The 19,612-nt window shown below is 29.4% G+C and carries 22 protein-coding genes; 20 read left to right on the forward strand and 2 right to left on the reverse strand.

The annotated features are described in order from the left end of the window. Positions 1–298 precede the first annotated feature (298 nt). From nifJ to K0040_RS00610, 3 genes are all read left to right on the forward strand, one after another. Positions 299–3,832 carry a pyruvate:ferredoxin (flavodoxin) oxidoreductase gene (gene nifJ, locus K0040_RS00600; RefSeq protein ID WP_228107046.1) on the forward strand — a complete coding sequence of 1,178 codons (3,534 nt, stop codon included), beginning with the start codon at positions 299–301 and terminating at the stop codon, positions 3,830–3,832. A 177-nt stretch (positions 3,833–4,009) separates the two neighbouring features. Continuing rightward, positions 4,010–4,834: a DUF975 family protein gene (locus K0040_RS00605; protein ID WP_228107047.1), complete on the forward strand. Its 825-nt coding sequence runs from the start codon at positions 4,010–4,012 to the stop codon at positions 4,832–4,834. Positions 4,835–4,856: 22 nt separating this feature from the next. Next, complete coding sequence (locus K0040_RS00610) at positions 4,857–5,615, forward strand: AAA family ATPase (protein ID WP_228107048.1); 759 nt, start codon at positions 4,857–4,859, stop codon at positions 5,613–5,615. 11 nt (positions 5,616–5,626) lie between these two features. Here K0040_RS00610 and K0040_RS00615 read toward each other — a convergent pair whose 3' ends face one another. Both K0040_RS00615 and K0040_RS00620 read right to left on the reverse strand, forming a co-directional pair. After that, the gene (locus K0040_RS00615; RefSeq protein WP_331476242.1) at positions 5,627–5,902 is read right to left on the reverse strand and encodes an HsmA family protein; all 276 of its coding nucleotides are present in this window, start codon (positions 5,900–5,902) and stop codon (positions 5,627–5,629) included. A gap of 158 nt (positions 5,903–6,060) precedes the next feature. After that, on the reverse strand, positions 6,061–6,609 hold the full coding sequence (locus tag K0040_RS00620) for a DUF3793 family protein (RefSeq protein ID WP_228107049.1): 549 nt from the start codon (positions 6,607–6,609) through the stop codon (positions 6,061–6,063). Between the two features lie 187 nt (positions 6,610–6,796). Between K0040_RS00620 and K0040_RS00625 the strand changes: the two genes are divergently transcribed. The 17 genes from K0040_RS00625 to fliD all read left to right on the forward strand — a co-directional run bounded on the left by K0040_RS00625 (position 6,797) and on the right by fliD (position 19,595). Then, positions 6,797–7,135 carry a DUF2325 domain-containing protein gene (locus tag K0040_RS00625; RefSeq protein ID WP_074918655.1) on the forward strand — a complete coding sequence of 113 codons (339 nt, stop codon included), beginning with the start codon at positions 6,797–6,799 and terminating at the stop codon, positions 7,133–7,135. 166 nt (positions 7,136–7,301) lie between these two features. Then, a complete protein-coding gene (locus tag K0040_RS00630) occupies positions 7,302–7,514 on the forward strand; it encodes a FeoA family protein (protein WP_074918653.1) in 213 nt (70 codons plus the stop codon). Between the two features lie 15 nt (positions 7,515–7,529). After that, positions 7,530–7,757, forward strand: a complete 228-nt coding sequence (locus K0040_RS00635) for a FeoA family protein (protein WP_074918651.1) — start codon at positions 7,530–7,532, stop codon at positions 7,755–7,757. Between the two features lie 17 nt (positions 7,758–7,774). Continuing rightward, positions 7,775–9,865, forward strand: coding sequence for a ferrous iron transport protein B (gene feoB / locus K0040_RS00640; RefSeq protein WP_228107050.1), 2,091 nt, complete (start codon positions 7,775–7,777; stop codon positions 9,863–9,865). A gap of 16 nt (positions 9,866–9,881) precedes the next feature. After that, on the forward strand, positions 9,882–10,031 hold the full coding sequence (locus K0040_RS00645) for a FeoB-associated Cys-rich membrane protein (protein ID WP_228107051.1): 150 nt from the start codon (positions 9,882–9,884) through the stop codon (positions 10,029–10,031). A 340-nt stretch (positions 10,032–10,371) separates the two neighbouring features. Continuing rightward, positions 10,372–12,363, forward strand: a complete 1,992-nt coding sequence (locus K0040_RS00650; protein ID WP_228107052.1) for a fructose-1,6-bisphosphatase — start codon at positions 10,372–10,374, stop codon at positions 12,361–12,363. A gap of 161 nt (positions 12,364–12,524) precedes the next feature. After that, a complete protein-coding gene (locus tag K0040_RS00655; RefSeq protein ID WP_228107053.1) occupies positions 12,525–13,178 on the forward strand; it encodes a lytic transglycosylase domain-containing protein in 654 nt (217 codons plus the stop codon). Positions 13,179–13,207: 29 nt separating this feature from the next. After that, positions 13,208–13,633 (forward strand): YaaR family protein, encoded by a 426-nt coding sequence (locus K0040_RS00660; RefSeq protein ID WP_228107054.1) that lies wholly within the window; start codon positions 13,208–13,210, stop codon positions 13,631–13,633. 8 nt (positions 13,634–13,641) lie between these two features. Further along, the gene (locus tag K0040_RS00665) at positions 13,642–13,947 is read left to right on the forward strand and encodes a FliM/FliN family flagellar motor switch protein (RefSeq protein ID WP_018589200.1); all 306 of its coding nucleotides are present in this window, start codon (positions 13,642–13,644) and stop codon (positions 13,945–13,947) included. Between the two features lie 20 nt (positions 13,948–13,967). Then, positions 13,968–14,243: a flagellar biosynthesis anti-sigma factor FlgM gene (gene flgM, locus K0040_RS00670; RefSeq protein WP_074918638.1), complete on the forward strand. Its 276-nt coding sequence runs from the start codon at positions 13,968–13,970 to the stop codon at positions 14,241–14,243. Further along, positions 14,240–14,653, forward strand: coding sequence for a flagellar protein FlgN (locus K0040_RS00675; protein WP_228107055.1), 414 nt, complete (start codon positions 14,240–14,242; stop codon positions 14,651–14,653). The genes flgM and K0040_RS00675 overlap by 4 nt, the downstream gene beginning before the upstream one ends. 15 nt (positions 14,654–14,668) lie before the next feature. Continuing rightward, complete coding sequence (flgK, locus tag K0040_RS00680) at positions 14,669–15,976, forward strand: flagellar hook-associated protein FlgK (RefSeq protein ID WP_228107056.1); 1,308 nt, start codon at positions 14,669–14,671, stop codon at positions 15,974–15,976. 10 nt (positions 15,977–15,986) lie between these two features. Further along, positions 15,987–16,937 carry a flagellin N-terminal helical domain-containing protein gene (locus K0040_RS00685; RefSeq protein ID WP_228107057.1) on the forward strand — a complete coding sequence of 317 codons (951 nt, stop codon included), beginning with the start codon at positions 15,987–15,989 and terminating at the stop codon, positions 16,935–16,937. 16 nt (positions 16,938–16,953) lie between these two features. Beyond that, a complete protein-coding gene (fliW, locus tag K0040_RS00690) occupies positions 16,954–17,325 on the forward strand; it encodes a flagellar assembly protein FliW (protein ID WP_074918630.1) in 372 nt (123 codons plus the stop codon). 11 nt (positions 17,326–17,336) lie between these two features. Then, positions 17,337–17,549: a carbon storage regulator CsrA gene (csrA, locus tag K0040_RS00695; protein WP_074918628.1), complete on the forward strand. Its 213-nt coding sequence runs from the start codon at positions 17,337–17,339 to the stop codon at positions 17,547–17,549. Between the two features lie 13 nt (positions 17,550–17,562). Next, positions 17,563–17,946 carry a flagellar export chaperone FliS gene (gene fliS / locus K0040_RS00700; RefSeq protein ID WP_074918626.1) on the forward strand — a complete coding sequence of 128 codons (384 nt, stop codon included), beginning with the start codon at positions 17,563–17,565 and terminating at the stop codon, positions 17,944–17,946. Between the two features lie 11 nt (positions 17,947–17,957). Continuing rightward, positions 17,958–19,595 (forward strand): flagellar filament capping protein FliD, encoded by a 1,638-nt coding sequence (gene fliD / locus K0040_RS00705; protein ID WP_228107058.1) that lies wholly within the window; start codon positions 17,958–17,960, stop codon positions 19,593–19,595. Positions 19,596–19,612 lie beyond the last annotated feature (17 nt).

The following is a 19,612-nucleotide window of genomic DNA, read 5'->3' on the forward strand; positions in this document are numbered from 1 at the left end:
TATGAGGAAATTTTAACCAATAGAAACTAATGTGATTTGACTTATTATTTTATGGGTAATGTATTAAGTGTGACTTTAAAATAATAATTTTGTATTAAAAATTATTTTTTTGTTCGAATTTTGAAAATTGTCAGAATTATGAAGGACTTTAAATTATTATGCAGAATATTGTTAATAAATGTAAAGAGTGTTTTGTAAAACAGACTAACGCTTATAGTAATGACACAATTAATAGTTTTATAAACATGCAAATATAAATTGTATAGTATTTAGGGTAAAAATAAGGAGGAAACATAAAATGGCTAAATTTATGAAAACAGTTGATGGAAATACAGCTGCTGCTCATGTTGCTTATGCATTTACAGAAGTTGCTGCTATATATCCAATAACACCATCATCAACTATGGCTGAATTAGTTGATGAATGGTCATCTCAAGGAAGAAAAAACGTCTTTGGACAAAAAGTAAAAGTTGTTGAAATGCAATCTGAAGCAGGAGCTGCAGGAGCATTCCACGGTTCATTACAAGGTGGAGCATTAACTTCAACATTTACAGCTTCTCAAGGTTTATTATTAATGGTACCAAATATGTATAAATGCGCTGGAGAATTATTACCAGGTGTATTCCATGTTACTGCTCGTGCACTAGCTGCTCAAGCATTATCAATATTTGGAGACCATCAAGACGTTATGGCTGCAAGACAAACAGGTGTTGTTATGCTTGCTTCTGGTTCAGTTCAAGAAGTTGCTGATATAGCTCCAGTTGCACATATGTCTGCAGTAGAAGGATCATTACCATTTATACATTTCTTTGATGGATTCAGAACTTCACATGAAATTCAAAAAGTTGAATTAATGGAAAATGAAGATTATGAGCAATTATTAGACAAAGATGCTGTTCAAGCATTTAGAGATAAGGCTTTATCTCCAAACCATCCAGTTACTAGAGGTACAGCTCAAAACCCTGATATATACTTCCAAACAAGAGAAGTTTCTAATAAATACTATAATGATATAGTAGGAATAGTTGAAAAAAATATGGCAAGAATGAGCGAAATAACAGGAAGAAAACATAGCTTATTTGATTACTATGGAGCAGAAGATGCTAAACATGTAGTTGTTGCTATGGGTTCTGTTACAGAAGCTTTAGAAGAAACAATAGACTACTTAAATGCTAAAGGTGAAAAACTTGGTATGATAAAAGTTCACTTATTCAGACCATTCTCAACTGAACATTTCTTAGCAGCAATGCCTAAGACTGTTGAAAGAGTATGTGTTCTTGATAGAACTAAAGAGCCAGGTGCTCCAGGTGAACCATTATACTTAGACGTAGTAAATGTACTTGCTAAATCTGATATATCTCCATTAGTAGTAGGTGGAAGATACGGACTTGGATCAAAAGATACAACTCCAACTGATTTACATGCAGTATTTGAAAACTTAAACATAGAAGAACCTAGAAATGGATTTACTATAGGTATAGTAGATGATGTAACAAATACATCTTTACCAAAAGCTACACCAATTAAAATAAAAGCTCCAGGAACAGTTAGATGTAAATTCTGGGGATTAGGATCAGATGGTACTGTTGGTGCTAATAAACAAGCAATAAAAATAATAGGTGACCACACTGACAAATATGCTCAAGCATACTTTGACTACGATTCTAAAAAATCTGGTGGTATAACAATGTCTCACTTAAGATTTGGTGATACTCCAATCAGATCTACATATCTTTTAGATGAATCTGATTATATAGCTTGTCATAACCAATCATATGTTTACAAATATGATTTATTACAAGGACTAAAAAAAGGTGGTACATTCGTACTTAACACTATATGGGATCAAGAAGGATTAGAAGCTCATCTTCCTGCAGAAATGAAAAAATATATAGCAGAAAATGAAATAGAATTCTATACAATAAATGCTGTTAAAATAGGTCAAGAAATAGGTCTTGGAAATAGAATAAACATGATATGTCAATCTGCATTCTTCAAATTAGCTGATATAATACCAGTTGATGATGCTGTTAAATATCTAAAGGATTCTATAGTAAAGGCTTATGGTAAAAAAGGTGAAAAAATAGTTAACATGAACTACCAAGCTGTTGATGCAGGTATAAACTCATTAGTTAAAGTAGAAGTTCCAGCTTCTTGGGCAAATGCTACTGACGATGAAGCAGCAGCAACTTGTGAAGAACCAGCATTCATAAAAGATATATTAAGACCAATGAGTGGACAAAAAGGTAATGATTTACCAGTAAGTACATTCTTAGGATATGAAGATGGTACATTCCCATGTGGTACTGCAGCTTATGAAAAACGTGGTATAGCTGTAAATGTTCCAGAATGGATTACAGAAAACTGTATACAATGTAATAGATGTTCATTCATATGTCCTCATGCTTGTATAAGACCAGTTCTTGTAACAGAAGAAGAATTAGCTAATGCTCCAGAGGCATTCAAAACTAAAAAAGCTATAGGTAAAGGACTTGAAGGATTACAATATAGAATACAAGTATCTCCAATGGACTGTACAGGATGTGGAAACTGTGCTGACGTATGTCCAGCTAAAGAAAAAGCTTTAGTTATGGAACCTTTCGATACTCAAGAAGTAGAAGCTGAAAACTGGGCTTATGCAGTTGATACTGACAAAGTTGCTCCAAAAGGTGATGTAATGAACGTAAACTCTGTTAAAGGTTCTCAATTTAGACAACCATTAATGGAATTCTCAGGAGCTTGTGCAGGATGTGGAGAAACTGCATACATCAAACTTGTAACTCAATTATTTGGAGATAGAATGATGATAGCTAATGCTACGGGATGTTCTTCTATTTGGGGAGGATCTGCTCCATCAACTCCATATACTTGCAACCACGAAGGTAAAGGTCCATCTTGGGCAAACTCATTATTCGAAGATAATGCTGAGTATGGATTAGGACAACATTTAGCTGTTGAACAAATAAGAGGTAAATTAGTTGAAGATATACAAAAACTTGCTGCAAATCCTTGTTGTGAAGAAGGTGCAGTAGTATTCAATAACTGGTTAGAAACTAAAGATAACAGTGAAGCTTCTGTTAAAGCAAGTAAAGCTGTTGTTGAATTAATAAATAAAGCTGAACCAAAAGATGAAGAAACTAAAGCATTAATTGAATCTGTTAAATCAAGACAAGATTACTTGGCTAAGAGATCTCAATGGATACTTGGTGGAGATGGTTGGGCTTATGATATAGGATATGGTGGACTTGATCATGTTCTTGCATCAGGAGAAAATGTAAATGTTCTTGTATTTGATACAGAAATTTACTCTAACACTGGTGGTCAATCTTCAAAATCTACTCCAGTTGCTGCTATGGCTAAATTCGCTGCTGCTGGTAAGAGATCTAGAAAGAAAGACCTTGGTATGATGGCTATGAGTTATGGTAATGTATACGTTGCTCAAGTTGCTATAGGCGCTGATTACAACCAATTTGTAAAAGCAGTTGTAGAAGCTGAAGCTTATGATGGACCATCTCTAATCATATGCTATGCTCCATGTATATCTCATGGATTAAAAGAAGGTATGGGAAGAAGTGTAGCTAACGAAGAACAAGCTGTTAAAGCTGGATACTGGCATTTATACAGACATAACCCAACTCTTAGAGCTGAAGGTAAGAATCCATTCTCACTTGACTCTAAAGAGCCAACAGAAAGCTTCAGAGATTTCTTAATGAAACAAGTAAGATATTCTGCTATAGCTAAACAATTCCCAGATGAAGCAGAACAATTATTCACAATGGCTGAAGAATCTGCTAAAGATAGATTAGATAGCTACAAAAGATTAGCTGACTAATATAAATTTAAAATTTAATTAATTTATATAAAAAGAAATGGTGGATTATTTTAATCCACCATTTTTATTTGAAAATTATTAAAGAGCAAATCTATGAATTTTAAATAATACAATATTGTAATATTATGCAATTAAAAACTATCATATAATATATTTATGATAAAGGGAGGGAATATTATGTGGATTAGAAGTGAATTGAAAGAACGAGGAAAAATTACTTTTAAAAGATTTTATTGGAAAGCAGTGCTAGTATGCTTTATATGTTTATTATTAAGTGGAGGTTTAGGAAGCGGAGCTGGCAGCCGAGTAAGCGATACTTACGATTCATTTATGCATAATGATTATAATTATACAGATGATGATTATTATGGCGATGAAAAATATTATTATGATGAAGATTTAGATCAAGAAGCATCAGATTCTTTTAATGTAGTAGAGGAATTCTTTGCTAGTGGATTCTTTTTATTATTTATAGGAATATTTATAATTATTTTTATCGTACTATTTATTATTAAACTACTAATTGTTTATCCAATAGAAATAGGTAAAAATAATTTCTTTATGGGAATCAGAGAAGAAGAAAAAACATTAGATAGCTTAATTTTTATTTATAAAAGTGGTCAACTTAAAAATACTATATTTACAATGTTTATGAAAGGTTTATTCCAGTTTTTATGGTCATTGTTATTTGTAATTCCAGGAATAATAAAAGCCTATGAATATAGAATGATACCATATATATTATGCGAAAATCCAGATATAAGCAGACAAAGAGCTTTTGAAATAAGTAAAAGAATGATGAAGGGTAATAAGTGGAATACTTTTGTATTGGATTTATCTTTCTTAGGATGGGAGATATTATCAGGTATTACTATAGGTATACTTGGTATCTTTTATGTTAATCCTTATGTACAAAGTACAAATGCGGAATTATATGCTTATCTTAGAGAAGATGCTCTTAAAAATGGATATGTTAGTAGTAGTGAATTAATAGGATTCTAATATATTGAAAGGTAAATGTGAAATGGAAGAAATAAATTATAATACTTTTATAAGAGAAGTGATAATTAATAAAGAAAAGATGGAAAATATTAATGAATATCCTTTCTCATTGCCTATAATAAAGCATTTAGAAAGATTAAAAATGAATCCAAAAGTTACTTTTATTGTAGGAGAAAACGGTAGTGGAAAATCAACTTTATTGGAAGCTATAGCTGTAGCATATGGGTTTAATCCAGAAGGTGGTACCAAAAACTTTAATTTTTATACAAAAAATAGTCACTCCATACTTTACGAATATATTACCTTAGTAAAAGGAATAAAAATCCCAAAAGATGGATTCTTCTTGAGAGCAGAGTCGATGTATAATTTGGCTACAAATATAGATGAGCTAGATAGTGTTAGTGGCCTAGGTGCTAAGGTGATTGATTCATATGGAGGCAAATCCCTTCATGATCAATCTCATGGAGAATCATTTTTCTCTGTAATGTTAAATAGATTTTCAAAAAATGGTATCTATATTCTTGATGAGCCAGAAGCAGCTCTGTCTCCATGTAGACAAATGTCAATGCTTACTAGGATAAATGAATTAGTAAAAGAAAATTGTCAATTTATTATAAGTACTCATTCACCCATACTTATGGCTTATCCTGACTCTACAATATATGAAATTAAAGATAACAAAATTAGAGAAGTAAATGTAGAGGAAACGGATCATTTTCAAATAACAAAATCATTTTTAAATAGTAAAGAAAAGTTTTTAAATATTTTATTAAATGACTAAAATAAAAACTACTATATAATAAAAATACCAACTATATAAGATGATATAGTTGGTATTTTTATTTCTAAGATCATTTCTATAAAGTAAGTGATTGACCATATAAGCCAAACTACAATACTAAACTTATGGAATGTTTCTTTTTTATTTTCATCGTTTTTATGTAATACCCATGTTGCCCAAACAGCATGGAACAACATAAGGACAATTGCTAGAAATTCAGTAATTCCGTGTAACGTTAGTCCCATAGCACTCATCGTATCAGCACCTGATTTGGCTATTTTACTCATAGTTAACAATTGTATCATATATTAAACCTAGCCAAAATATAATTACATGGTTTTTCTTAGCTTTTTACGTAATCAGCCCTTTTTAGTCGCCTGACTATCCTGGATATTGTACCTTTAGCTAAGTACGTTTTTTGTCAATAACTTATATTTAGATTATTTTAACTATGAATTAACATTTCTAATGAATAATTATTCTCATAAAGATAAGTAAATAGTTGAGTATATTTTTTAAAAATTTTAAATTTATTGCTACAAAATTCAACATCATTATAAACTTTCCAACAACCACAAATTTTAAAATTATTTCCTTTATATTTAATAAAATCTTTTACATCATTTAAAGGATAGCCTAAAAAAACGCCAACTTCATGAGGTGTTTTATGAAAAAGTTCAAATCTGTATTTTAAGTGGTAAATGTAGCTATCCATATTAATATCTTTATATCCATAAGTACTTAAAAAATCTGTAACGCTTTTATCTTTTAAAGCATTGAGAAGCAGTTTTGATCTATAAATGTAAATTAAATCATATTTTTCGCAAGTATAAATAATCTCTAAGTATACGTCTAAAGAATTTAAAAGCCGATTATAATTTATAATTTGAGTATTTATATTAAATTTATTGTCTTTGTAAACCTTAAATAAGCTACCTATTTTTACTCCGGCTAAAGTTGGTGAAGCATATTTTATTAATAATTTATCTATCATTTAAAATCATTCCTTAAAAGTTATATAGTTTTATTATTCTTATAAAATAGTTAATCTATAAATGTATTTTTTATGTAAAATCTGTAAAAATAACCTGTATTTCTTGACAGATTGGAAATGAAATGGTATTCTTATTATAAATATTAATGATAATCATTATCAATTATCTAGGGAGGATGGAAGATAAATGACTTTATTGGTAGTAGGTGGAAATGAAAGAATGAAGAGAGATTATATTAATTTAGGAAAAGAAAAAGGATACAAAACAAAAGTAATACTAAATATGTCATCAAAAGCTCTTAAGGATTTTGGAAGTCCAAATGCAGTTGTAATGTTTACTTCGACGGTATCTCATAAATTAAAAACTGTAGTGGAAACTCAAGCTAAGAAAAAAAATATACCTGTGATAAGACATTACAACAACAGTAAAGTATCTTTTTTAGAATGTCTTGATAAAGTAGATGAATGTAATGGAGAATGTTCATCATGTAAATATAATTTTAAAAAAACCAAGAACATTATATAAAATACATAAGAAAAACATAAATGCTATTACAGGTATTTTTTAATAATGATAATTATTTTCACAAAACTGTTGACATGGGAAATATTGAAAGTTATTATTATAGTATATGAAATTAATTATCAATAAATAGTGAATATCATTTGAATAAATTTAAGGGGATGGTTATATGTTATTGTCTATGGTTTCTTTAGGAGAAATTAAAAAAATAAAAGAATTAAGAGGCAAAGATTCAGTAAAAACACATTTGCAGAGTCTTGGATTTCTTCCAGGTGAAAAAATTGAGGTAATATCAGACAATCCAAGTGGAATTATATTATTAATTAAAAGTACAAAAATAGCTATAAATAAAGCAATGGCAAATAAAATAGTAGTAGAATAGCAGGAGGAAAGATTAATGAAAACATTAAGAGATTTAAGTCCTGGACAAAAAGGAAAAGTAACTAGTTTAGGAGAAAAAGGGCCTTCAAGAAGAAGGCTGATGGATATGGGAATTACACCAGGAGTGGAAATACAAATAGTAAAAGTAGCTCCACTAGGTGATCCTATAGAGGTAAATTTAAGAGGATATGAATTAAGTCTAAGAAAAGACGAAGCAAATCAAATAATAGTAAATCAATTATAGTAAAGAAGGGGAATAAAATGAGTTCAAATATTGCATTAGCAAAAGATCCAAACTGTTGTAAAACAAAGAGTTTAAATATTGCATTAGCAGGAAATCCAAACTGTGGAAAAACAACTCTTTTTAATGAAATTACTGGTTCGAAACAACATGTTGGGAACTGGCCAGGAGTTACTGTAGAAAAAAAAGAGGGAAAATATAAAAAAAATAAAGCTATGAATATAGTGGATTTGCCAGGAATTTACTCTCTTTCACCCTATTCAGCAGAAGAAATAGTGGCAAGAAATTATATAGTAGAAGAAAAACCAGATGTACTTATAAATATAATAGATGCTACAAATATAGAAAGAAATATGTACTTAACACTTCAAATACTAGAAACAGAAATTCCAACTATTGTAGCCCTAAACATGATGGATGAAGTTGAAAATAGTGGTACTCAAATAGATATCGATAAAATATCAAAACTTTTAGGCGTTAAGGTTGTACCTATAGTGGCGAGAAATGGCAAAAATATAGATTTGTTAATGGAAGAAGTTAAAAAAACATCAAATGAAAAAAATAAAGATTTGAAAATTTACTCTAAAGATGTTGAGGAATTTTTAGAAGAAATTTTACGTCATATTGATGATAATGATAGTCGTTTGATAAACTCTAGATGGAGAAGCATAAAATTATTAGAAGAAGATTCCATAGAAAGTGAAAAACTTCCACAATATAAAAAAGAAGAAATTCAATCTATTTTAAGTAGAGCTAATGAAAAATTAAATGGAGATGCAGAAGGCGAAATTGCAGATCAAAGATACAAATTCATTTCTAGTGTAGTAGGAAAAACTGTTAAAAAGAAAGAAAAATTAGATGGTAAAAGAATAGAAACTACATCTGATAAAATAGATAAAATACTAACAAATAGGTTAATAGCTATACCTGCATTTTTAGCAATAATGTATGGATTATTCTCTATAACCTTTGGTGAAGGACCTTTAGGTATAGGTGTATGGCTTCAAACTATAGTTGTTGATTTTTGGGATGGACCATTAACTGAAACAATACTTACGTCATTACAAAATATGGGTGCTAGTGAATGGGCACTATCTTTAGTGGGGGACGGTATTTTAGCAGGTCTTGGGGGGGTTGTATCATTCTTACCACAAATCCTTGTATTATTCTTACTAATGTCAATTTTAGAAGACAGTGGATATATGGCAAGGGTTGCCTTTGTCATGGATAAGATCTTTAGAAGATTTGGTTTAAGTGGAAAATCATTTATACCACTACTTATGGGATTTGGGTGTTCAGTACCAGCTCTTATGGCTAGTAGAACTTTAGAAAATGAAAAAGATAGAAAAATAACAATGATGATTACTCCATTTATGTCTTGCGGAGCTAAACTACCAATTTATCTAATGTTTGCAGCAACATTATTTGCAAATAGCAATCAAACTTTAATTATCTATTCTATTTACATGTTAGGTCTAGTTGTAGCAGTAATATCAGCACTTATACTAAGTAAATTTGTAGTAAAAGGTGAAGCATCAAACTTTATAATGGAACTTCCTCAATATAGAGTGCCAACTTTAAGAAGTGTATTTATACATGGTTTCGAAAAAGTTAAAGGATTTGCAATAAAAGCAGGAACAGTTATATTAGCATCTACAATATTGATTTGGTTATTATCAAACTTTAACCTTAGCGGTATGTGTGAAATGGAAGATAGCATATTAGCATCAATAGGTAGAAGTATTCAGTGGATATTTGCACCACTTGGATTTGGTAACTGGAAAGCATCAGTAGGAGTAGTAACAGGATGGATAGCTAAAGAAAATATAGTTTCTACTTTTGGAGTATTATTTGGTGCAAGTGATGCAATCACAGAGGCGGCTATGGAAGGAAGTGCAGCAATTCCAGGTGTGGCAACAGCATTTACTAAGGCGGCAGCATTTTCATATATGACATTTAACTTACTTTGTATGCCTTGCTTTGCAGCTGTTGGAGCTATGAAAAAAGAAATGGGATCTTGGAAAGATACTCTTCATACTGTAGCATTTCAAATGCTAGTGGCTTGGGTAGTTGCATTTTTAGTATATACAATCTGTGGGTTTATTTTTTAAATAAAGGAATGATATTATGATAAATTACGTAATCGGAATAGGAGCAGCATTGATAGTGATTTTAACGTGCAAAAACTTTATAAAGAATGCTAGAAGTGGAGAATGTAAATGTTCTAGTGGTTGCAATGGGTGTTCATCTGCAAATCAGTGTAACCATAAACAATAATTTCTTAAAAATCTAACCTTCCCTAAAAAAGAATGAGATAGCTCATTCTTTTTTACATTTAAGGAAATTATAGTTGAATTTACGCTGTTGATAAACTCTGGAATCAAGTTATATCAAGTTATTTAGGGAATGTAAAAAATGTATTTTTGAGCAACGGGGTTGCCTGAAGCGATAGCGAAGGCATCTCGTTGGCGACATGAGCGAAGCGAATTTTTTATTTGCATAAAAATATATTATTGTAATTTGGAACAAAATATAAAGAGTAGCTATAAGAAATATTAATATAAAAATATATGTTATAATAATTTAGAGTAAGAAAATTAATAGGGAGGAATTTTATATGAAAGAAATATATGAAGTTTCAGATGATTATTTAAATAGTCAGATTAAATATTTGAAATTATTATCTAAACAATACTCAAGCATATCTAAGGCGAGTGCTGAAATTATAAATTTAAAAGCAATATTAAATCTTCCTAAGGGAACAGAACATTTTCTATCAGATATTCATGGGGAATATGAGCCTTTTGTTCATGTATTAAAAAATGCATCTGGAGTAATAAAAAGAAAAATAGAAGAGCTATTTGGAAATTCTATGATAGAAAGCGAGCGAAGAAGACTGGCCACTCTTGTATATTATCCGGAACAAAAGCTAGATCTAATTGAAAAACAAGAAAGTCAAAAAGAAATAGAAGATTTTTATAGAATAAGTATTCATAGATTAATTGAACTTTTAAGATATGCTTCAAGCAAGTATACAAGATCAAAAGTAAGAAAATTCCTTCCAGAAGATTTTAAATATATTATAGAGGAGTTATTACATCCAGACTCAACGAGTCCTCATAAAGATGAATATTATAAAAGTATAGTAGATTATATTATTGAAATAGACAGAGCAAGAGTATTTATAATAGAAGTTTCTAAGGCAATACAAAAACTTGTTATAGATAGATTACATATAGTTGGAGATATTTATGATAGGGGACCAAGACCTGATATTATTATGGATACTTTGATGAATTACCACAATGTGGATATACAGTGGGGAAACCATGATATATTATGGATGGGAGCTGCATCAGGACAAAAACTATGTGTAGCCAATGCCATAAGAATATCTGCAAGATATGCTAATTTAGATATAGTAGAAGATATTTATGGTATTAATATATTACCTTTAGCAACGTTTGCCCTAGAAGTATACAAAGATGATCCATGTACAGAATTTATACCTAAGATGAGTGATGATGAGGCTTCTATAACTGAAAAATCATTAATGGCAAAAATGCACAAAGCAATTAGTATAATTCAATTTAAATTAGAAGCAGAAATAATTAAAAGAAGACCAGAGTTTGAAATGGATCATAGGTTATTATTAAACAAGGTAAATTACAAAGAGGGAACAATAGAACTAAAGGGTAAAACTTACAAATTAAAAGACATAAACTTCCCAACAATAGACCCAAAAGATCCTTATAAACTAACACAAAGAGAAGAAATTGTTATAGAGAAGTTGGCTACATCTTTTGAAAATAGTGACAAACTTCAAAAACACGTAGGATTTCTATTCTCAAAAGGCAGCATTTATTTAAAAACTAATGGCAATTTACTTGTTCACGGGTGTATACCTTTAACTAATGATGGTGACTTTATGTCTATGAAAATTGACAATCATGAATATAAAGGAAAAGCATTAATGGACAAGATGGAATCTTATATTAGAAAAGGATATTTCTTTGATAAAAATCATCCAGAAAAAGAATATGGAAAAGATATGATGTGGTATTTATGGACAGGCAAATGCTCATCATTATTTGGAAAAGATGATATGACCACGTATGAAAGATATTTTATAGAGGAAAAAGAAGCTCAAAGAGAAAATAAAAATCCATATTATACTTTAAGGGAAGAAGATGAAATATTAAAGAGGATCTTTGATGAGTTTGATTTAGATTTTGAAAGCGGTCACATAATCAATGGCCATGTGCCCGTTAAGAGTAAAAATGGTGAAAGTCCATTAAAAGCAGGTGGAAGAATTTTAGCTATTGATGGTGGTTTTTCTAGAGCTTACCAAGGTAAAACAGGAATAGCAGGATATACTTTAATATATAACTCACAAATGATGCAATTAGTATCACATGAGCCATTCTCATCAGCAGAAGACTCTATATTTAATGAAAAAGATATATTATCCACGTCAATAATTGTGGAAAATAGAGTAAATAGAATGTTTGTAAGAGATACTTATGATGGAATGAAAATACAGCAAGAAGTAAATGATTTAAAGATGTTAATAATTGCTTACAAAAAAGGTCTTATTAAAGAAGTTTAGGTCAAATAGAAAGTATGAATGAGCTATGCTATTAAAAAATTAGTAAATAGCTCATTTTTATTTATAATTAAAATACTAAACCTAAATAAAAAAATAATTTATTGTATAAAGATAATTTAGAAATTGACGTATTATAAAAATAAAAAGGTTGAGGAGAATATATGATTAATAGCATTGACTTATTAAAATACCAGCTAAGTAGTTCTTTGACTGGTTTAAATAAATGTAGTTGTGAATCTAGTAGTAATTCTTTTGACATGGTAATGATAAGTTTGTTAAAAGCAATCTCTACAACTAATTCACAAAATATAAATATAAACCTAAACAATAAAAATCTTGGCAATATATCAGGATTAGAAACATTAAATAGTAGTCAAAATTCAAATAAAATACAAGCAACTAACAAAGATAAAAGTGTAAATGAAAGAATAGAAAATGCAGTGGAAAAATGTGCTAAGAAGTACGGGGTAAATGAGAATTTGATTAAATCAATAATAAAAGTTGAATCTAATTTTAATCCTAACTGTGTGTCTGGTGCTGGTGCAAAAGGATTAATGCAGCTAATGCCATTTAACTGTACTGACTTAGGAGTTAAAGATCCATTTAATATTGAACAAAATATAGACGGTGGAACAAGACATATAAAAGAATATCTAGATATGTATGGTGGAGATGAACAGATGGCGCTGATGGCTTACAATGGTGGACCGGGAAGAATGGCTAGCAGAGGAGTTAAATCCATCAATGATTTATATAAAATGCCAAGGGAAACTCAAAACTATGTACCAAAAGTAATGAAGTACTATAAAGGATAATTAAAATATTTATAATATAGAGGATAAATATGAAAGTAGAACAGGTAGGTATAAATAGGAATATTAATACTATAGAAAATAGAGGAAATAAACAAAAAAGTAGCTTTAATGATAGTTTTAATCTGGAGAATAGATTTAAAAGTAAAGAAGAAATTGAATTGTATATGAAAGAAATAAAATCAATTGGCGAAAAAGTGGTAGCAAATCAAAACTATAGCGATGTGGTGAATTATAAAAGGGCTATTAAGTCATATTTAAAGTCAGTTGTGGATTATATGTATAGTTTAAATCAAGATTCTAGTTTTTGGGATGGAAATTATTTCAAAACAGTAAGAATAGTAGATGAAAAATTAGAAAGTATTACTAAAGAATTATTGTACGATCAGAAAGATAATATAGACTTGGCCACAAAAATAGACGAGATAAATGGGCTTTTAGTCGATATGTATTTATAGGAGGGCATATGAATAATATTTATTCAGTAGAATTTGAACAATTAGTAGAAGGTGAAAAAATACCAACCGATAGTGCTAACCAAATATTCGGTGCACTTATGGATATAACCATATCTATGGGAAGTGCTAAAGAAAAAATTGGTAAAATTGCAAACTATAAAGTGGGAGACATAATAGTGCTTGATAAGCATGTTGAAGAAACACTTGATATAAATGTCAACGGAAAAATGATAGCAAGTGGAGAGAGTATAATTATAGAAAATAAATTAGCAGTTAGGCTTTCTCAGATTAAAAGTGTAAATCAAGATATTTAGTTAATACAAGGAGGTGCACTATGAAAATTAATAGTATTAAGTTTACAAATATAGATAATGTTTATAAAACTAAAAAATTAGGAGTTGAAAACATAAATAATAAAAATAATAAATCAGATTCAGTACAAATATCAGATTTAGGAAAATATTTAAATGAAGTAAATATAAGCAAAGAAGATGTAAATATGGAAAAAGTCAATGATATAAAAAAACGAATTGAAAATGGAACATATTCAGTAGATTCAAAAGCTTTAGCAAAAAAAATAATAGAAAAGATGGAAGGTGATAATAATTGAATTCACAGTTAAAAGTAGTAATATTTGAAGAAAAAAATATTATTAAAAATTTATTAACTCTTTTAGATGAACAGTATAACCTTATAATAGATAAAGATGTTATAAAAATGGATAAAATTGCGAAAGAATTAGATGAATCAGCAAAAAACTTAGCGAGAATAGAAATAAAAAGAAGAAATATTATGGGTAGTGAATCTAGTATGAAAGAAGTTGTTGATGATAGTGATGATGAAAAAATAAAGCAAGCTTATGAAGAAATACAAGCTACCTTAAAGATGATAGAAATCCAAAAAGAAGCAAATGAAATACTTATAAAGCAAAGATTATTCTTTACCCAAAAAATGATAAATTGCATTAAACCTAACAAAGGGATAGGTACATATAATGCTTATGGGCAAGTAGGTAAATAAGATAGGGGGATATATATGGCTGGATTATTAGGGAGTTTATACTCAGCTAAATCGGGAATGAATGTAAGTCAGGCATCTATACAGACTACATCCCACAATATTAACAATATGAATACACCTGGGTATACTAGGCAAAGAGTTGAACAAAGCGCAAAAAGTGCTTATAGTAACCCGGGATTTAATAGTAGTCTTGGAGCAGGTCAATTAGGGACAGGTGTAGAGGCTACTAATATTATGAGGATAAGAAATACTTTTTATGATTATCAGTATAGAAGCGAATCTCATAACTATGGAGAAGTAAGTACTAAATATCAATATTATACTAATATGGAAACTATATTTAATGAGCCTTCAGATACGTCGATTTCAGCATCAATAGCCAACTTTTTTTCTAGTTGGCAAGAATTATCAAAGAACCCTACAGATGTAGGTTCTAAGGATATTATGGTTCAAAATACTAAGTATCTTGCTGATAATATTAGTAACATAAAGAAAAAACTAGATAGTTTGGCACAACAAGCTGATAAGAAGTTAAACGAAGATGTTGAAGAAGTAAACAAGATGCTTGAGCAACTAAAAGAATTAGATAAACAGATAAAAATAGTTGAAGGTAGTGGTAAAACACCTAACGACTTGATGGATGAAAGAGATAAGGTTTTAGATGATTTAAGTATGAAGCTAGATATAAATAATGATGATGTTAAACAGCTTTTGGAAAATACACATGATGCAAGTGGTAATTTTACACCGCTAACTGTAGATGATATAAAAGCTTTGGGTGATGTTTCAGGAGAAATACAAGGTTCTTTAGATATGATAGAAAAAATAAATGAATATACGACAAGTTTAAAAGACTTAGCAAAGGGCATAGCTGAAGGTGTTAATAAAGTCCTTTCAGATGGAGGTGCTAAACCATCTGACTTATTTATATTTGACGCCGATAAAGATCCAATATTAAGTGTAAATAAAAATTTATCAGATAATCCTAGAGATTTTGAAATTTCAACAGAAACAGCCTTAGCAATGTATAAATTAAAGGATGAAAAAATAACTATAGGAGGGGAAACAACTACTATAGATAAATTTTACAACCAAATGATACAAAAACTAGGTAATGAATCACAAGAAATAATAAGACAAGAACGTAATCAAAGTAAAATAATTAAAGAAATAGATAATACAAGATTAAATACATCAGGAGTATCTCTGGATGAAGAAATGGTAAATTTAATACAATTTCAACATGCATATAGTGCTAGTGCCAAGGTGGTATCTACTATAGATAGTCTTTTAGATGTAGTTATAAATGGTCTAAAGAGGTAGGGGGGTAAATATGAGAATAACAAATACTTCAATGATAAAAAATCACATGTATGATACTCAAGAAAATTTAACTAGAATGAGTAAAATAAATGAGCAGATAAATTCTAGTAAAATGATAAATAGAGTTTCTGATGATCCACATAAAGCTATAAGGATAATGAACTTAAATAATGAAATAAGATATACAGAAAAATATAACTATAATATAGATGAAACTGTAGGTTGGATGAATACAACTGATGGATCTTTAGAGCATTTAGGGAATATGCTTGGAGATATAAAAGAGGATATATTAAAGGTTGGAAATGGTGTGTATTCTGATGAAGAGTTTAAGGCTATTCAGGCTGAAGTGAATGAAAAAATAAAAGAAATTGCCGATGTAATGAATACTACTTATGGTGGAAAATATATGTTTGGTGGGACTAATGTAGATGAGCCACCTTTAATAATGGAAGATAAAAATGGTGTAATTACTCTAAAAATCAATCCAAATTCAAATATGGGTGATCTAAGAGCTGATATATCTGATGGTATAAATATAGATTATAATATATCAGCTGGTGAGATTTTTAATGGAAAAGATAATAATGGTTCATCAATAGATTTTCTTGAAGAAATTAATAATGTGTCTAAACTTATGGATAAAATAGCAAACGGAACTGATGATGAAAAAAGCAAAGCAAAAAAAGAATTATTAGGAACGACTAAGGATAATATAGATAATTTGTATAATCATGCACTAGATGAAAGAACTTCTTTAGGTGTTAGAGTAAATACAGCTGAAAAAGTAAAGGGACTTAATGAAGAAAACATACTAAATATGAAGGGCGTATTATCTCTAGACCAAGACGTAAATCAAGTTGAGAAATTTATAGAGTTAAAATCAGCTGAATTAGTATATCAAGCATCTATAAAAGTAGGGACTACATTAATGCAACCTACTATATTAGATTATCTATAAAATGTTGGAGGAATCTATGCAAATATTTTTTGAAAAGGGAATACCAGGACTTGAAAAATATAGAGAATTTGAAATAAATCAAGTTGAAAGCAATGAAAAATTTAAGCAGATAATATCTATAGAAGATTCAAATATTGGATTTATAGCTATATCTCCTTTTGAAATCAAAAAGGATTATGAATTAAACTTAAGTGACGATGTAATAAAAGAATTACAAATAGATAGTCCAAAGGATGTATTAGTATTAAGTTTAATAACTCTAGGAAAAACTTTAGAAAAAAGTACAGTTAATTTAAAAGCTCCTGTTATTATAAATATAAAAAATAACAAAGGTAAGCAATTAATATTGCAAGATGATAAATATAACATAAAAGAACCTTTAGTATAAGGAGTGGGATGATGTTAGTAATTACTAGGAAAAAGGAAGAATCTTTATTGATTGGTGATGATATTGAAATAAAAATAGTCAAAATAGATGACGGAAGTGTAAAAATTGCAATAGATGCCCCAAAGGATAAAATTATACTTAGGAAAGAAGTATATGAAAATGTAAGAAAAGAAAATGCTAAAGCAGTTGCAAATACAGATGAAATATTAAAGTTGTTAAAGTAAGGAAGGAATATTTATGTATACATCAAACCCGTATAATACATACAAGCAAAATTCAGTAAACATGGCATCAAAGGAAAAATTACTATTGATGCTATTAGATGGTGCTGTTAAATATACAAAAATAGCAAAAACAGCAATACAAGAAAAAGACATAGTTAGAGCTCATAAGGAATTGATTCGTGTTCAAGATATATTTCTGGAATTAATGGTTACAATGGATAAAAGTTCTGGCAAGTATATGGAAGAGTTATATAATTTATATGATTTTATAAAAAATGAACTGGGAAGAGCAAATATAAAAAAAGATGTGAAAATAATCGATAGTTTATTACCTATAATAGAAGACGTGCGTGATATGTGGTATGAAGTGGATAAAAAGATAAAAACAGGAAAATAGGAGGCGATTCTATGTCAAGTGTAAGTGGAATAAGATTACCTGGTTTAGCAACAGGTATGGATACTGAAACGATGGTAAAAGAAATGCTTACTGGAGAACAAAATAAAATAGACAAAGCTAAGCAAAAAGAGCAAACTTTAAAGTGGCAACAAGAAATTTATAGAGAAGTTATAAATGACGTAAAAGGTTTTAATGATAAATATTTTAGCTTCACATCTAAAGACTCTATATTGATTAGTAGCGCTTGGAACACATTAAATATAAATAGTTCTAATTCAAATGTGATAACTGCAACAGGGAGTGCAGGAGCCAATACAGTAAATTATAAGTTTGAAGTAAGTAAACTTGCTACCTCAGGAAAAGCAAGCTCAACAACTGCTAAAGGTGGAAAAATTGAAAAAAATAGTGAGTTGAAAGATTTAGGCCTTGGTGTAGGAACTACTGAATTTTCTATACGTTATGGAGATAAGGATAATGAAGTAAGTAGTAAAATAACTATAAGAACAGAAGATAAATATAAAGTTGATGAAAAAGGTAATTTTGTATATGAAAAAGATAAAGATGGAAATAACAAATTAGATGAAAGCGGTCAACCTATAAAAATAGTTGAAGAACCAGCTGATACAATAGATACTTTAATAAAAAAAATAAATAACGCTAGTGATGGTAACATAAAAGCATCTTATAGTGAAATGACAGGAGCATTTACAATAGAGTCTACAAAAACTGGTTCAAACAATGGATTTACAATTGTAGGGTCAGATGGCAAAACATCAAGCGATGCACTAGATTTTTTGGAATTAAGTGGGAAAGATGCAAAGAGTGGTAAATTTTTAGGAACTGATTCTGAAGTAAAAGTTTCTTCTCTAGATGATAAATTCAGTAAGGAATTAGTAAATTCAGGAAACTCATTTGCTATAGATGGTATTACTTATAATCTACATGGCATTACACAAGCAGGTGAGACAGTAGAGATTACTTCAAAACAAGATGTGCAGCCTGTAGTGGATAAGATGAAAGCCTTTGTAGAAGACTATAACAAAATAATGGACAAGGTATATGATACTTTAATCCAAAAACCTAATAGAGAATACCCTCCGTTGACTGAATCTCAAAAAAAAGATATGGATGAAGATGAGATAAAAAAATGGGAAGAAAAGGCTAAAAAAGGTTTGCTTAGAAATGATTCTGATATGAGAAAATTCATGGATGATATGCAAAAATCTATATTTGGAGATAATATGCAAATTCTTAATGAAATGGGATTGAAATCTCACGAAAACTATAACAAAAGAGGCCAAATATCTTTAGATGAGACTAAATTTATAAAAACATTAGAAAATAATTCGGATAAAGTATATGATATGCTTGCAAAAGGAAGTTCTAGTGTTATGGAAAATATGAAAAGTACCATAGGTAAGTATGTAGGTAACTCGTCATCTATTTTTGCTAAAAAAGCTGGTCTTGATAAAACTGCATCAGCAACGAATAATTTTTATTCAGAACAATTAAAAAAACAAGCAGATGCTATAAAAGAGTTACAAAGAAAAATGAATAATAAAGAAAATGATTTATACAAGAAGTTTGGACTATTAGAGTCAAATATGAATAAATTTAATTCTCAAATGAATTATTTCGCACAAATGTAAATTTGGGGGAATGTAAT

The sequence above is a fragment of the Terrisporobacter petrolearius genome, from assembly GCF_020748185.1.
Lineage (GTDB): Bacteria > Bacillota > Clostridia > Peptostreptococcales > Peptostreptococcaceae > Terrisporobacter > Terrisporobacter petrolearius.

What these genes read in the sequence shown, in the direction of transcription:
- nifJ (WP_228107046.1), top strand. Translation starts at nt 299, where the DNA reads ATGGCTAAATTTATGAAAACAGTTGATGGAAATACAGCTGCTGCTCAT.
- K0040_RS00605 (WP_228107047.1), top strand. Translation starts at nt 4,010, where the DNA reads ATGTGGATTAGAAGTGAATTGAAAGAACGAGGAAAAATTACTTTTAAA.
- K0040_RS00610 (WP_228107048.1), top strand. Translation starts at nt 4,857, where the DNA reads ATGGAAGAAATAAATTATAATACTTTTATAAGAGAAGTGATAATTAAT.
- K0040_RS00615 (WP_331476242.1), bottom strand. Translation starts at nt 5,902, where the DNA reads ATGAGTAAAATAGCCAAATCAGGTGCTGATACGATGAGTGCTATGGGA.
- K0040_RS00620 (WP_228107049.1), bottom strand. Translation starts at nt 6,609, where the DNA reads ATGATAGATAAATTATTAATAAAATATGCTTCACCAACTTTAGCCGGA.
- K0040_RS00625 (WP_074918655.1), top strand. Translation starts at nt 6,797, where the DNA reads ATGACTTTATTGGTAGTAGGTGGAAATGAAAGAATGAAGAGAGATTAT.
- K0040_RS00630 (WP_074918653.1), top strand. Translation starts at nt 7,302, where the DNA reads ATGTTATTGTCTATGGTTTCTTTAGGAGAAATTAAAAAAATAAAAGAA.
- K0040_RS00635 (WP_074918651.1), top strand. Translation starts at nt 7,530, where the DNA reads ATGAAAACATTAAGAGATTTAAGTCCTGGACAAAAAGGAAAAGTAACT.
- feoB (WP_228107050.1), top strand. Translation starts at nt 7,775, where the DNA reads ATGAGTTCAAATATTGCATTAGCAAAAGATCCAAACTGTTGTAAAACA.
- K0040_RS00645 (WP_228107051.1), top strand. Translation starts at nt 9,882, where the DNA reads ATGATAAATTACGTAATCGGAATAGGAGCAGCATTGATAGTGATTTTA.
- K0040_RS00650 (WP_228107052.1), top strand. Translation starts at nt 10,372, where the DNA reads ATGAAAGAAATATATGAAGTTTCAGATGATTATTTAAATAGTCAGATT.
- K0040_RS00655 (WP_228107053.1), top strand. Translation starts at nt 12,525, where the DNA reads ATGATTAATAGCATTGACTTATTAAAATACCAGCTAAGTAGTTCTTTG.
- K0040_RS00660 (WP_228107054.1), top strand. Translation starts at nt 13,208, where the DNA reads ATGAAAGTAGAACAGGTAGGTATAAATAGGAATATTAATACTATAGAA.
- K0040_RS00665 (WP_018589200.1), top strand. Translation starts at nt 13,642, where the DNA reads ATGAATAATATTTATTCAGTAGAATTTGAACAATTAGTAGAAGGTGAA.
- flgM (WP_074918638.1), top strand. Translation starts at nt 13,968, where the DNA reads ATGAAAATTAATAGTATTAAGTTTACAAATATAGATAATGTTTATAAA.
- flgK (WP_228107056.1), top strand. Translation starts at nt 14,669, where the DNA reads ATGGCTGGATTATTAGGGAGTTTATACTCAGCTAAATCGGGAATGAAT.
- K0040_RS00685 (WP_228107057.1), top strand. Translation starts at nt 15,987, where the DNA reads ATGAGAATAACAAATACTTCAATGATAAAAAATCACATGTATGATACT.
- fliW (WP_074918630.1), top strand. Translation starts at nt 16,954, where the DNA reads ATGCAAATATTTTTTGAAAAGGGAATACCAGGACTTGAAAAATATAGA.
- csrA (WP_074918628.1), top strand. Translation starts at nt 17,337, where the DNA reads ATGTTAGTAATTACTAGGAAAAAGGAAGAATCTTTATTGATTGGTGAT.
- fliS (WP_074918626.1), top strand. Translation starts at nt 17,563, where the DNA reads ATGTATACATCAAACCCGTATAATACATACAAGCAAAATTCAGTAAAC.
- fliD (WP_228107058.1), top strand. Translation starts at nt 17,958, where the DNA reads ATGTCAAGTGTAAGTGGAATAAGATTACCTGGTTTAGCAACAGGTATG.